This window comes from Streptomyces sp. SolWspMP-5a-2 (assembly GCF_900091845.1).
In the GTDB taxonomy this organism is placed as follows: Bacteria; Actinomycetota; Actinomycetes; order Streptomycetales; family Streptomycetaceae; genus Streptomyces; species Streptomyces doudnae.
Window position 1 is genome coordinate 26268 of sequence record NZ_FMCI01000318.1, and the last position, 14188, is coordinate 40455.

Annotated in this window: 3 protein-coding genes and 1 pseudogene; 3 read left to right on the top strand and 1 reads right to left on the bottom strand. The window is 76.7% G+C overall.

The features are described 5' to 3' along the window. The first annotated feature begins 169 nt into the window (after positions 1–169). The 3 genes and pseudogenes from GA0115242_RS42605 to GA0115242_RS31490 all read left to right on the top strand — a co-directional run bounded on the left by GA0115242_RS42605 (position 170) and on the right by GA0115242_RS31490 (position 7691). A pseudogene (locus GA0115242_RS42605) lies at positions 170–5405 on the top strand (beta-ketoacyl synthase N-terminal-like domain-containing protein). A gap of 314 nt (positions 5406–5719) precedes the next feature. Further along, positions 5720–6730 (top strand): ATP-binding cassette domain-containing protein, encoded by a 1011-nt coding sequence (locus GA0115242_RS31485; RefSeq protein WP_093834544.1) that lies wholly within the window; start codon positions 5720–5722, stop codon positions 6728–6730. A gap of 115 nt (positions 6731–6845) precedes the next feature. After that, positions 6846–7691 carry an ABC transporter permease gene (locus GA0115242_RS31490; protein ID WP_093834546.1) on the top strand — a complete coding sequence of 282 codons (846 nt, stop codon included), beginning with the start codon at positions 6846–6848 and terminating at the stop codon, positions 7689–7691. A gap of 457 nt (positions 7692–8148) precedes the next feature. Here the strand turns inward: GA0115242_RS31490 and GA0115242_RS31495 are convergent, their stop codons facing one another. Further along, complete coding sequence (locus tag GA0115242_RS31495; protein WP_093834550.1) at positions 8149–14184, bottom strand: type I polyketide synthase; 6036 nt, start codon at positions 14182–14184, stop codon at positions 8149–8151. Positions 14185–14188 lie beyond the last annotated feature (4 nt).

Below are 14188 nucleotides of genomic sequence, written 5' to 3' on the forward strand. Positions count from 1 at the left end.
AGGCACGAGGTGCGGTCCGGTGGCCGGAGGCGGTCGCCGGGCCGCCCCCTTTCCCCGCCGGGCCGCCGCGCGCACCTCTCCGGGCCATCTCTAGGGAAAACACGGCCCGCGCGGCAAGAGTCTGGAGCGGTTCTCTCTCCATGACGGCGACGCTCGACCCCCGGGAGTGATGGTGCCCGTCCACACCCACGACTACCTGACCGATCCCCCCGGCAGCACCGGCCGCGCCCTGGACGGGCTGACCCTGCCCGAGGTGTTCGCCGCGGCCGTGCGCCGGGGCGGCGACTCCGTCGCCCTGCACGCCGGCGACCGCGCCCTGACCTGGAACACCTGGCGCACCGAGGTGGACGCGCTGGCGCGCGGTCTCCAGGCCGCCGGGGTGGTCCCGGGCGACGTGCTGGCCCTGCACCTGCCCAACTGCTGGGAGTACCTGACGCTGCATCTGGCGGCCGCGTCGGTCGGCGCCGTCACCATGCCGGTCCACCAGGGCAACGCCGCCACCGACGTGCGCGCGCTCCTGGAGCGGGTCCAACCCGCCGCCGTCGCGCTGCCGTCGCGCACCCAGGAGGGCGACGGACCGCTCGCCGCGACCGCGCTGCGCGAGGCGCTGCCCTCGCTGCGGGCGGTGCTGGTCGCGGGCGACGAGGCCGCGCCCGGCGCGGAGACCGTCACCGGACTGCTCGCCCGCTGGTCGGGGCAGGCCCCCGAACCCGTCGACGTGCGGCCCGAGTCGCCGTTCGTGCTGCTGCCGTCGTCCGGCACCACCTCGGCGCGGCCCAAGATCTGTCTGCACTCGCACGACGCGCTGCTCACCAACTCGCGGGTGGCGACCGAGGACTCCGCCGACGCCTACGCGGGGACCGTGCTGACCGCGTGCCCGCTGACCCACTGCTTCGGACTCCAGTCGGTGTACGCGGCGTTCTTCCGCGCCGGACGGCACGTGCTGCTGCCCACCTGGGACGTCGAGCGGTTCATGGAGCTGGCCGGACGGCACGACCCGAGCGTGGTCGTCGCGGTCCCCGCGCAGCTGCACGACATCGTGACCCGGGCCAGGGAGCTGCCGGACCGCGGCGGGCTGCGGCCCGCCCGGATCCTCACGGCGGGCGCCGCGCTGCCGCCCGCGCTGGTGCGCGAGGTGCGGCAGACCCTGGACACCACGCTGATCGTGGTCTGGGGCATGTCGGAGGCGGGCAACGGCACCAGCAGCCTGGCCGCGGACCCGCCGGAGGTGGCCTCCGGCAGCGTGGGCAGGCCCATCCAGGACTCCGAGATGCGGGTCGTCGGCGAGGACGGGCTGCCGTGCCCGCCCGGCGAACCCGGTGAGCTGCAGTACCGGGGTCCCACCCTGTTCCGCGGCTACTTCGGGGAACCGGAGCTGACCCGCTCGGTGCTGACCGGGGACGGCTGGCTGCGCACCGGCGACCTCGCGTCGATCGGCGCGGACGGACTGGTCTCCTTCCACGGCCGCTCGGCGGAGCTGATCAACGTGGGCGGCCGCAAGTTCAACGCGGTGGAGATCCAGACGCTGCTGGCGGAGATGCCGGACATCGGCCCGCTCGCCGTCGTCGCCCGCCCCGACCCGCGGCTGGGCGAGTACCCGGTCCTGGTGGTCACCGAACGGACCGCGCCGACCGCGCCGACCGCGCCGTCCGAGGCGCCCGCCGCGCCGCGCGGCACCGTCGCGCTCCGGGACGTCACGGCGTTCCTGCGGGCCTCGGGGACCGCCGAGTACAAGATCCCGCTGGAGGTCGTGGCGCTGCCCGCGCTGCCCCGCACCCCCGCCGGGAAGATCAACCGGCGGGCGCTCGAACAGCACCTGGCGCAGACCGCCGAACAGCCCGCGGGCGGTGGGGAGCGCGCGCCGCGCCCGGCGCTGCGGGACGCGCTCGGCCTGGTCGTCGCGGCCGTCACCGAGGTGCTGGCCGCCGTGCCGGGCAAGGACGCCCCGGCCGCCCCGATCGGACCCGACGTCACCTTCCGCGCCCACGGCCTGGACTCGGTCGCCTCCGTGCGGCTGCGCAACGCGCTCGCCGAGGCGACCGGGCTGACCCTGCCCGCGGGGCTCGCCTTCGACTACCCCACGCCGCAGGCGCTGGCCCGCGAACTGGCGGGCCTGAACGGGCCGCAGACCCCGGAGACCGCACGGACCGCGGCCACCGACGAGCCCGTCGCGATCGTCTCCATGGCGTGCCGGCTGCCCGGCGGCGCCACCTCGCCCGAGGCGCTCTGGGAGCTGCTGCGGGACGGCACCGACGCCGTCACCGGCTTCCCCGAGGACCGCGGCTGGGACCTGGACGCCCTCTTCGCCGACACCCCCGAGGGCGCCGACGCCCCCGGCACCTCGGTGGCCCGCGAGGGCGGGTTCCTGCGCGACGCCGCCCACTTCGACGCCGGGTTCTTCGGGATGTCGGCGCGCGAGGCGCTCGCCACCGACCCGCAGCAGCGGCTGCTCCTGGAGACCGCCTGGGAGGCCGTCGAGCGCGCCAGGCTCGACCCGGCGACCCTGCGCGGCAGCCGTACCGGTGTCTTCACCGGCGCGATGTACCACGACTACGCGGCGGGCGCCGCCGACCCGTCGGGCGAGCTGGAGAGCCTGCTGCCGGTGGGCACCGCGGGCGGCGCGCTCTCCGGCCGGATCGCCTACACCCTCGGGCTGAGCGGTCCCGCCCTCACCGTCGACACCGCCTGCTCCTCCTCCCTGGTCGCGCTGCACCTGGCGTGCCGCTCGCTGCGGTCGGGGGAGTCCGACCTCGCGCTGGCCGGCGGGGTCGCGGTGATGTCCACGCCCGCCGCCTTCGTCGGCTTCTCCCGGCTGCGGGGCCTGTCCCCCGACGGCCGCTGCAAGTCCTTCGGGACGGCGCCGACGGCGCGGCCTGGTCGGAGGGGCGGGGCTGCTCGTCCTCGAACGGCTCTCGGACGCCCGCCGCAACGGCCACCCCGTGCTCGCCGTGATCCGCGGCTCGGCCGTCAACCAGGACGGTGCCTCCAACGGGCTCACCGCGCCCCACGGACCCGCGCAGCAGCGGGTCGTCCGGCAGGCCCTGGCCGACGCGGGCATCGGCGCCGACGAGGTCGACGCCGTCGAGGCGCACGGCACCGGCACCGCGCTCGGCGACCCGATCGAGGCCGAGGCGCTGCTGGCCACCTACGGGCGCGAGCGTCCGGACGGACGGCCGCTGTGGCTGGGCTCCGTGAAGTCCAACCTGGGCCACACGCAGGCCGCCGCGGGCGCCGCCGCCGTCATGAAGATGGTGCTGGCGCTGGAGCACGGGCACCTCCCGCGCACCCTGCACGCGGACACGCCGACCTCCCAGGTCGACTGGAGCCCCGGCACCGTGCGGCTGCTGTCCGAGGCGCGGGACTGGCCCCGCGAGGAGGGCCGTCCGCGCCGGGCCGGGGTCTCGTCGTTCGGCATCAGCGGCACCAACGCGCACCTGGTCCTGGAGGAGGCGCCCGCCGCCGCACCGGCCCAGGACGCCCCCGCGGACGACGCCCACGGCGGGCCCGCGGCGCCGTGGCTGGTGTCGGCGAAGGACCCGGACGCGCTGCGCGGACAGGCCAGGCGCCTCGCCGGGTACGCCGCCGCGCACCCGGAGGTCTCCGCCGCTGACATCGCCCACTCGCTCCTGACCACCCGTACCGTGCACCCCCGCACGGCCGTGCTGACCGGCGCCGACCGGGCCGAACTCGTCGCGGCCGCCGAGGCGTTCGCGCGCGGCGAGGCACCGGGCAGCGCCGGGCGCGGTCCGCTGGGCGGCGGCCGGGAGACGGCGTTCGTCCTCACCGGGCAGGGCAGCCAGCGCCCCGGCATGGGCCGCCAACTGGCCGCCGCGTTCCCGGTGTTCGACACCGCGCTGCGCGAGGTGTGCGCGCTCCTCGACCCGCACCTGGAGCGGCCCCTGACCGACGTCATGTGGGCCGCGCCGGAGAGCGACGACGCCGCGCTGCTGGACCGCACCGGGTACGCGCAGCCCGCCCTGTTCGCCTTCGAGGTGGCCCTGTACCGGCTCCTGGAGTCCTGGGGCACGGTCCCCGACCGGCTGGTCGGGCACTCGGTCGGCGAGATCGCCGCAGCGCAGGTCGCCGGGGTGCTGTCGCTCGCCGACGCGTGCGCCCTGGTCGCGGCGCGCGGGCGGCTCATGGAGGCGCTGCCGCCGGGCGGCGCGATGGTCGCGGTGCGCTGCTCCGAGGAGGAGGCGGTGGCGCTCCTGGCGGGGCACGCCGACGAGGTCGCGGTGGCCGCCGTCAACGGGCCGTCCTCCGTGGTGCTTTCCGGCGCCGAGGACGCGGTGTCCGCGCTGGTCGCCGAGGCGGCCGCGCGCGGTCACAAGACCCGGCGGCTGGTGGTCAGCCACGCCTTCCACTCGCCGCTGATGGACCCGATGCTCGCCGGGTTCCGCGACGTGGTCGCCGGGCTCTCCTTCGCGGAACCCGCGCTGCCGGTCGTCTCCGGGGTGACCGGCAGGCCGCTCACCGCCGAGGAGGCGGCCGACCCCGAGCACTGGGTGCGGCACGCCAGGGACACCGTCAGGTTCGCCGACGCGGTCGCCCACCTCGACGCCGAACACACCGCCGTCTACGTCGAGTTGGGCCCGGAGGCGGCGCTCACCCCGATGGTCGGGGAGTGCCTGGGCGACCGGGACCCCGACACCGGGCCCGCCGTCCTGCCGGTGCTGCGCGGCGGCACCGACGAGGCCGGGGCCGCGCTCGCCTGCGCGGTGCGCCTGCACGCGCTCGGGCTGCCTGTCGAGTGGCGGGCGGCGCTGCCGGGCGCGGGGACGGTGACGCTGCCCACGTACGCGTTCCAGCACGAGGCGTACTGGCTGGCGTCGGTGCCGCTGGGCGCCGTCGCCAGCGGGCCGCTGCCTGCCGGTCCCGGGGCGGCCGACGCGGGCCCCGAGCTGGCCGAGCGGCTGGCCGGGCTCTCCGACGACGAGGCCGAGAGCCTGGTCACGGAGCTGGTCAGGGGTGAACTCGCCGCGGTGGTCGGCGGGACGCTGCCGTCCGACGCGGGGGCCGACCTGGCCTTCACGGAGCTGGGGGTCACCTCGGTCACCGCCGTGGAGCTGCGCAACCGGCTGACCGCGGCGACCGGGGTGCGGCTGCCGCCGACCCTGGTCTTCGACCACCCCTCCCCCGGTGCGGTGGCCCGCCTGGTGTGCGACGCGCTGCGGGACACCCGGCCGCGCCGCCGCCGTGACCCGGCCGCCCTGGTCGACGAGTTGGAGACGCTGCTCGTCTCCGGCGCGAGCGTCGACTCGGACACCGCGGCCCGGCTGCGGGCCCTGGCGGGCCGCTGGGCGTCGTCCCGGGGCGGCGCCCAGGAGCAGGGCACGGTCACCGTGGACGTGGCCGACGCGTCCGACGAGGAGCTGTTCCGCCTCATGGACGGCGACCCGGCGTGACCTCCCCGCGCCGACCCGGCCCCGAACGGCCGCCGGACCGGACGGAGTCGGTCCCGCGCGCGGGACGTCCGCGCCGTCTCCCGGCGGCCCCCGTTCCGGCGGGGCCGGGTCCCCTCTTCTGCGGCGCCGTGGGCCAGGGGCGCGGTGCCCCGCGGTCCCGGCGCCCGGTCAGGCCGTGACCGGCCGCGACCGCCACTCCCCCGCCCGCCACGGGCGGGGCCCCTCTCCTGCGGGGGCCCGGTCTCCGGGCCCCCGTCGCCCATCCGGCCGGTGATCCGCCGTCCGCACCCCACCCACCAGCGGGAGTACATCTCATGAGCGGGCTCGTCACGCCCCCTGTCACCCGGCCGGGACCGGCGCCGGGCTCCGGTTCCGGAGACCTGATGATCGAGGCGGACAACGTCACCAAGTCGTTCGGCTCGGTCCACGCCCTGGACTCGGTGAGCGTCGCCGCCCCGCGCGGCACGGTCCTCGGCCTCCTCGGCCACAACGGCGCCGGGAAGACCACCCTGGTCAACATCCTCACCACGGCGCTGCCGCTCACCTCGGGGCGGGCCTGCGTGGCGGGCTTCGACGTGGCCGACAAGCCCGTCGAGATCCGCCGCCGGATCGGCCTGACCGGGCAGTTCGCCTCGGTCGACGGCCAGCTCAGCGGCCGCGACAACATCGTGCTCATCGCCCGGCTGCTCGGCGCGGGCCGCCGGGCCGCCGCCGCGCGCGCCGACGAACTCCTCGAACTGTTCGCCCTGACCGAGGTCGCGGACCGGCGCGCGAGCGGCTACTCGGGCGGCCTGCGCCGGCGGCTCGACCTCGCGGTGTCGCTGGTCGGCGCCCCCGAGGTGCTGTTCCTCGACGAACCGACCACCGGGCTCGACCCCACCAGCAGGCTCAACCTGTGGGAGATCGTCGAGGGCCTGGTCAGGCAGGGCACCACCGTGCTCCTGACCACGCAGTACCTGGAGGAGGCCGACCGGCTCGCGGACACCATCACGGTGCTCTCCGAGGGCCGCGTGGTGGCCGCGGGGACGGCGGCCGAGCTGAAGGCGACCATCGGGCGCCGCACGGTCACCCTCACCCTGGAGACCGGCGAGGACCTGGGCAGGGCGGGCGCGGCCCTGCGCGTCGCGGGCTTCGCCGCCGTCAACGGGGAGGACGAGGCGCGGACCGTCGTCGTCCCGATCGACGCCACCCGGGAGATCGCGGACGTCATCAGGACCCTGGACCAGGCGGGCGTCGAGGCGAGCGAGCTGACCTTCGGCGAGCCCAGCCTCGACGACGTGTACCTGGCGCTCGCCGACCGCTCCGCGGCCAGGACCCCGGCGTGAGCGCCCCGCGCCCGCGACGCGCCGCACCCGGCGCGGCGCTCCGCCCCGGCTCCGACGAGCCCCGCGCCACCCCGGCGGACGCCCCCGCCGACCGACGTCCCCCGTGGAGGACCCGATGACCACCCAGCTCACCCCCGCGACCGGACCGGCCTCCCGGGTCGCGGGCGCCGACCGGCCCGTGTTCGGCGGGAGTTCGCTCCTCACCCAGATCCGGGTGCTGACCGGGCGGTCGCTGCGCGCCATGGTGACCGACCCGGGGATCGTGCTGTTCGGCCTGATCCAGCCGGTCGTCATCCTGTTCGTGCTGACGCAGGTGTTCAGCAAGATGGGCATGCCGCCGCACTTCCCGGGCGGGGTGAGCTACCTCGACTACGTGCTGCCCGCCGTGCTGGTGGACAACGCGGCGCAGTCGGCGATGCAGTCCGGGGTGGGTCTGGTCGAGGACCAGAAGAACGGCATGGTGGCCCGGCTGCGCTCGCTGCCGGTGCACCCGGGGGCGCTGCTCGCGGCGCGGAGCCTGGTGGGCCTGGTGCGCAGCGCCGTCCAGGTGCTGGTGATCATGGTGCTGGCGATGACGGCGCTCGGTTACTCGCCGCACGGCGGCATGGCCGAGCTGGCGCTCTCCGCGGGTCTGACGCTGTTCATCAGCTTCTCGCTCGGCTGGGCGTTCATCGCGGCCGGTGCCTGGCTGCGGCGGGCCGAGCCGCTGCAGAACCTCGCGCTGATCGTCATCTTCCCGCTGATGTTCGCCTCCAGCGCCTACGTGCCGGTGGAGGACCTGCCCGCGTGGCTGCGGGTGGTCGCGAGCGTCAACCCGCTGACCTACGCCATCGACGCGACCCGCGCGCTCGCCCTCGACGTGCCGGGGCTCGACCACGCGATCCCCGCTCTGGCGATCTGCACGGTGATCGCCGTGGTCGGCATGGTGGCCGCCCTGCGCGGTTTCCGCCGGCCCCTCTGACCCCTCGCGCGAACTCCCCCCACGCGCGGGGGGACGAGGCCCGTGGACGCCCATCCTCAGCGTCCGCGGGCCTCTTCCCGTGTCCGGGCACGGCCGCCTGGCCGTGCCCGTTTCCGGTCAGTCCCGGTGGCCGGAACAGGCACGGCGGGCGCACACATCGAGCCATGGGCTGCTCAGCGGGCGGAGCTGTCCGTTTCCGTACGTTTGAAAACGGGCGCCGTGCGACACGGGAACGGGCCCGGGGGTCGCGTCGGGAGGCAGGAGGGCGTCCGGTGCGGTGCCCGCCGGGCGGGCCGGGGCGCGGCGTGCGGACCACCGGATTCTGACCGGTGCAGCTCGCAGGGGGTGCGGGCGCGGCGGGGAGCGGGCCGGAAGCCCGCGGGGGCCCGGTGCCTGTCCTCGGCACCGGGCCCCCGCGGGCTCTTTCGACGGGTGCCCCCGTGGGGGCGGTATCCGGTCAGTCGCGGCCCAGCTCGTTGTCGAGCATGTCGAACATGTCCTCGTCGGAGGCGGAGTCGAAGTCGAAGGACTCCTCCTGCGGTGCCGCGGCCCCGCCGCTCGCCGCGAGGGCCTCGGCGCGCAGGGAATGCCACTTGCCGCGCAGCACCTCCAGCCGTCCGGCGACCTGTTCGAAGAGTTCCGCGCCGACCTCGGCGCCCGCGAACGCCTTCTCCAGCCGGTCGAGTTCGCCCAGCACCCCGCCGGTCCCCTCGGCCGGGGCCGGGGCGACCTTGGCGTACAGGTGGTCGACCAGCTCGCTGGGCGTCGGGTAGTCGAACAGCAGGGTGGCCGGGAGCCTGACCCCGATCAGGGCGCCGAGCCGGTTGCGCAGCTCCACCGACGTCAGCGAGTCGAAGCCGAGGTCCTGGAAGGCGCGGGTCGGTTCGACGTCGGCGAGTCCGGCGTGGCCCAGCACGGTGGCGATCTGGCCGCGCACCAGGTCGAGCAGGACGTCCTGGCCCTCGGCGGGGGTGAGCCCGGCGAGGCGCGCGGTGAGGTCGGCGGCCGCGGCGGCGCCCCCGGCGGGGGCGGCGCGCCGGCCCGTGACCCGGATCAGCGACCGGAACAGCGGCGGCACCTCGCCCCGGGCGCGCAGGGCGCCCAGGTCGAGCCGGACCGGCAGCAGGTCGGGTGCGGGTGTGCCGCCGGTGACCGCGTCGAAGAGCGCGAGGCCCTGTTCGGGGGTCATCGGGGGCATGCCCGCCCGGGTCATCCGGGCGATGTCCGCCTCGCCGAGTTCGCCGGTCATGCCGCTGCCCCGGGTCCAGGGGCCCCAGGCGAGGGAGACCGCGGGCAGTCCGCGTCCGCGGCGGTGGCGGGCCAGCGCGTCGAGGAAGGCGTTGCCCGCCGCGTAGTTGGCCTGTCCCGCGCTGCCGAGGGTGCCCGCGACGGAGGAGAACAGGACGAACGCGTCGAGCCCGAGCCCCTCGGTCGCCTCGTGCAGGTGCCAGGCCGCGTCCGCCTTGGGCCGCAGCACGTCGGCGAGCCGCTGTTCGGTGAGGGAGTCGACGACCCCGTCGTCCAGGACACCGGCCGCGTGGACCACGGCGCGCAGCGGGCGGTCGGCGGGGACGGTGGCGAGGAGCGCGTCGACGGCGTCCCGGTCGCCGACGTCGCAGGCCGCGACGGTGACGTCGGCGCCCGACTCCCGCAGGGCGGCGGCGAGTTCGGCCGCGCCGCGCGCCTCCGGGCCGCTCCTGCTGACCAGCAGCAGGCCGCGGACGCCGTGTTCGTCGACCAGGTGGCGGGCGACGGCGGCGCCGAGGCCGCCGGTCCCGCCGGTGATCAGGACGGTGCCGGTCGGGTCCCAGACCGGGGTGGTCTCCCCGGTCTCCGGGTCGGCGCCGGTGGCACCGGAGACGGTGGCCCGGACCAGGCGGGGGGCGAGGAGCCGTCCGTCGCGCACCGCGAGCTGCGGTTCGGCGGAGGCCGCCGCGGCGGCCAGGACCGGCCCGACGTCGGCGCCGGGCGCCAGGTCGAGGAGGGTGAACCGGTCGGGGTGCTCGGCCTGCGCGGCGCGCACCAGCCCCCAGACGGCGGCCGCCGCCGGGTCGGTGCCGTCGGTGGCGCCCCGGGTGACGACGGTCAGGCGGGCGGCGGCGAACCGTTCGTCGCCGAGCCACTCCTGGACCGCCGTCAGGACCCGGGCGGTCGCGGTGCGGGCGGCCGTCGCGGTCTCCGCTCCCGTGACGACGGGCAGCAGCACCACGGACGGCACCTCGTCGAGGTCGGCGGCGCGGGCCGCGGTCGTCGCGCCGACGGCGGCGGCGAACAGGTCGGCGTCGGGTCCGACGGCGGTGAACGGGCCGTCGGCCGTCGCCGCGGTCTCCTCGGCGGCGACCCACTCCACGGTGAACAGGGAGTCGCGGTGGGCGCCGTCGCCGCCGAGCTGGGCGGCGGAGATCGGCCGGGTCACCAGCGAGGCGACCTCGGCGACCGGGGTGCCCGCGAGGTCCGCGACGGCGATGGCGAGGGTGCCGTCGTCGGCGCGGGAGAGCCGCAGCCGGACCGTGGAGGCGCCGACGGCGCGCACGGCGACCCCGTTCCAGGAGAACGGGACGCTGCCGCCCGACCCCTCGCCGTCCCCTTCGCCGTTCCCGGCGAGGGCGGTGGCGTGGAGTCCGGCGTCGAACAGCGCGGGGTGCAGGGTGAACGCGCCGCCGTCGGTGCCGTCGGGCAGGGCTGCCTCGGCGAACACCTCGCCGTCCCGGCGCCAGGCGGCCCGCAGGCCCTGGAAGACCGGGCCGTAGCGGAACCCGGCGTCCTCGAACCGCTCGTAGAGTCCGTCGACGTCGAGCGGTTCGGCGCCCTCGGGCGGCCACACGGTCGTGTCGAAGCCGGTCGCGGGCGCGTCGGCGGGCGCGGTCGTCAGGGTGCCGTCGGCGTGCGAGGTCCAGGGCGCGGTCGGGTCGTCGGCGGGCCGGGAGTGGATGCCGAGGGTGCGGCGGCCGGACTCGTCGGGGGCGCCGACGCCGACCTGGATCTGGACGGTGCCGCGCTCCGGGAGGACCAGCGGCGCGGCGAGGGTGAGTTCCTCCACCCGGTCGCAGCCCAGGACGGTCCCGGCGTGCACGGCGAGTTCCAGCAGGGCGGTGCCGGGGACCAGGACGGCGCCCATGACCTGGTGGTCGGAGATCCAGGCGTGGCTGCCCCGGGAGAGCCGTCCGGTGAAGAGGTGTCCCTCGGTGCCCGCGAGTTCCACCGCCGCGCCGAGCAGCGGGTGGTCGGCGGAGCCGAGCCCGGCGGCCTCGGCGCCCGCGCCGCGCGCCATCAGGTCCTCGGGCCAGAAGCGGCGGCGCTGGAAGGCGTAGGTGGGCAGGTCGGCGCGGCGGGCGCCGAGTCCGGCGAAGAACGCGGCCCAGTCGACGCGGACGCCGTGGCCGTGCAGCCGGGCCAGCGCGTCGACAACCGCCTCGTCGCCGGGTCCGGTGCGGCGCTGCGCGGCGACCGTGACGGCCTCCTCGGGGAGCGTCTCGCGGGCCATGGCGCAGGCGACGCCGTCCGGGCCGAGTTCGAGGAACCGGGTGGCGCCCGCGGCGTGCAGGGTGGCGACGCCGTCGGCGAAGCGGACCGCCTCGCGGACGTGCCGCACCCAGTAGTCGGCGGAGCGGAGTTCCCCTTCGCTCGCGGTGGCGCCGGTCAGGTTGGAGACGACCGGCAGGACCGGCGGCTGCGGGGAGAGCCCGGCGACGACCGCGCGGAACTCCGCAAGCATCGGTTCCATGAGCGGCGAGTGGAAGGCGTGCGAGACGCGCAGGGCGGTCGTGCGGCGGCCCTGGTCGCGGAGGATCGCGGTGATCTTCTCGACGTCCTCGGCGGTGCCGGACACCACCAGGGAGGCGGGTCCGTTGACGGCGGCGACGGAGACGCCGTCGGTGAGGTAGGGCAGCACCTCGTCCTCGGTGGCCTGGAGCGCGGCCATGGCGCCGCCCCCTGGCAGGGCCGCCATGAGCCGTCCGCGGGCGGCGACCAGGGCGCAGGCGTCGGCGAGGGAGAACACCCCGGCGACGTGGGCCGCGGTGATCTCGCCGATGGAGTGCCCGGCCACCAGGTCGGGGGTGACGCCCCAGGACGCGGTGAGCCGGTGCAGGGCGACGCCGAGCGCGAACAGGGCGGCCTGGGCGTACGCGGTGTCGTCGAGGGCGGCCTGGTCGTCGCCCCACATGACCTCGCGCAGCGGCCGGTCCAGGTGCTCGTCGAGTCCGGCGCAGACGGCGTCGAACGCCTCCGCGAAGACCGGGAACCGCGCGTGCAGGTCGCGGCCCATGCCGAGCCGCTGGGAGCCCTGTCCGGGGAAGAGGAGCGCGAGGAGTCCCTCGCCGACCGTGGTGGCGGGTTCCTCGCCCCGGGCGACGGCGCCGAGCCCGGCGAGCAGGTCGTCGCGGCCGGAGCCGGTGACGGCCACCCGGTGCTCGAACGCGGCGCGTCCGGTGGCGAGCACGTGGGCGACGTCCAGCGGGCGTGCGGTGGTGTCGGCGGTCAGCCAGGTGTGCAGCCGCTCGGCCTGGGCGCGCAGGGCGTCCTGGTCGCGGGCGGAGAGCAGCCACGGCACGACGGGCGCGGGGGCGTCGGGTGCCTCGTCGGCCGGGCGGGGCGCGGTGGGCGCCTGCTCGACGATGACGTGGGCGTTGGTGCCGCTGATGCCGAACGAGGAGATCCCGGCCCGGCGCGGACGTCCGTCGCCGGTCCACGGGCGTGCCTCGGTGAGCAGCTCCACGGCACCGGCGTTCCAGTCGACCTGGTCGCTCGGCGCGTCCACGTTGAGGGTGGCGGGCAGCAGGTCGTTGCGGAGCGCCATCACCATCTTGATGACCCCGGCGACACCGGCGGCGGCCTGCGTGTGGCCGATGTTGGACTTGATGGAGCCGAGCAGCAGCGGCCGTCCCGGCTCCCGGTCCTGCCCGTAGGTGGCGAGCAGGGCCTGGGCCTCGATCGGGTCGCCGAGGGTGGTGCCGGTGCCGTGCGCCTCGACGGCGTCGACCTGGTCGGCGGCGAGCCGGGCGTTGGCGAGGGCCTGCCGGATGACGCGGCGCTGCGAGGGCCCGTTGGGCGCGGTGAGCCCGTTGCTCGCGCCGTCCTGGTTGACGGCGGAGCCGCGCACCACGGCGAGGACCTCGTGGCCGTTGCGGACGGCGTCGGAGAGCCGTTCGACGACGAGGAAGCCCGCGCCCTCGGAGAAGCCGGTGCCGTCGGCCGCCGCGGCGAAGGACTTGCAGCGGCCGTCGGGGGCGAGGCCGCCCTGCCGTCCGAACTCGGCGAAGACGGCGGGCGTCGACAGCACGGTGACGCCGCCGGTGACGGCGAGGGAGCACTCGCCCTGGCGCAGCGCCTGCACGGCGAGGTGCAGCGCGACCAGGGAGGAGGAGCAGGCGGTGTCCACGGAGACCGCGGGGCCTTCGAGTCCGAGCTTGTAGGAGACGCGTCCGGTGACGACGCTGCCGTTGCCGTCGCTGCCCGGGTAGTCGTGGTACATCACGCCGGCGAAGACGCCGGTCCTGCTGCCGCGCAGGGTGTGCGGGTCGATCCCGGCGCGCTCCAGGGCCTCCCAGGACATCTCCAGGGCGAGGCGCTGCTGCGGGTCCATGCCGAGGGCCTCGCGGGGCGAGATCCCGAAGAACCCGGCGTCGAAGTCGGCCGCCCCGTCGAGGAAGCCGCCCTCCCTGGCGTACAGGCCGTCGGGGTGCTTCGCCTCGGGGTCGCGCAGGATCGACAGGTCCCAGCCGCGGTCCTCGGGGAACGGCACGATCGCGTCGTCGCCGGTGGTGACCAGGCGCCACAGGTCCTCGGGCGAGGTGATGCCGCCCGGGTAGCGGCAGGCCATGCCGACGATGGCGATGGGCTCGTGCATGGCCGCGGTGAGGCGGCGGTTGTCCCGGCGCAGCCTGGCGGTCTCGGCGCGCAGGGCGTCGGTGCCGGGCGCCGTCTCGTCGTCGGTGTCGGGGTCGGGTCCTTCCTCGTCGTCGAGGGTGGCGAGGAGGGCGTCCCGGTCGGAGTCCCGGAGGTCGCCCGCCTCGTGGGCCAGCTCCAGCAGGGTGTCCATCAGACCGGCGTCCCGCAGGCGCCTGGCCGGGATGGCGGACAGGGCGCGGCGGACGCCGTCGTCCTCCCCGGCCGCGTCGGCGCCGGCGCCGGCCACCGGGTGGGCGAGGGCGAGTTCCTCCTCGACGACCCGGGTGACGGCGAGGGCGTTGGGGTGGTCGAAGACGAGGGTGGCGGGAAGCCGCAGCCCCGTCTGGGAGTTGAGGTGGTTGCGGAGTTCGGTGGCGGCGAGGGAGTCGAATCCGAGCTCCTGGAAGGCCCGTTCGGCACCGATCGCCTCGGCGGAGCCGTGTCCGAGGACCGCGGCGACCTGCGAGCGCACCAAGTGCAGGACCGCGCGGTGCCGTTCGGCCGCCGGGAGGGCGGCGAGACGGGCCCCGGGCGAGGCTGCGGCGTCGGTGACGGCCGCCGCGGCGGCCGCGGTGGAGCGCCGTGCCGGTGCGAGACCCCGCAGGAGT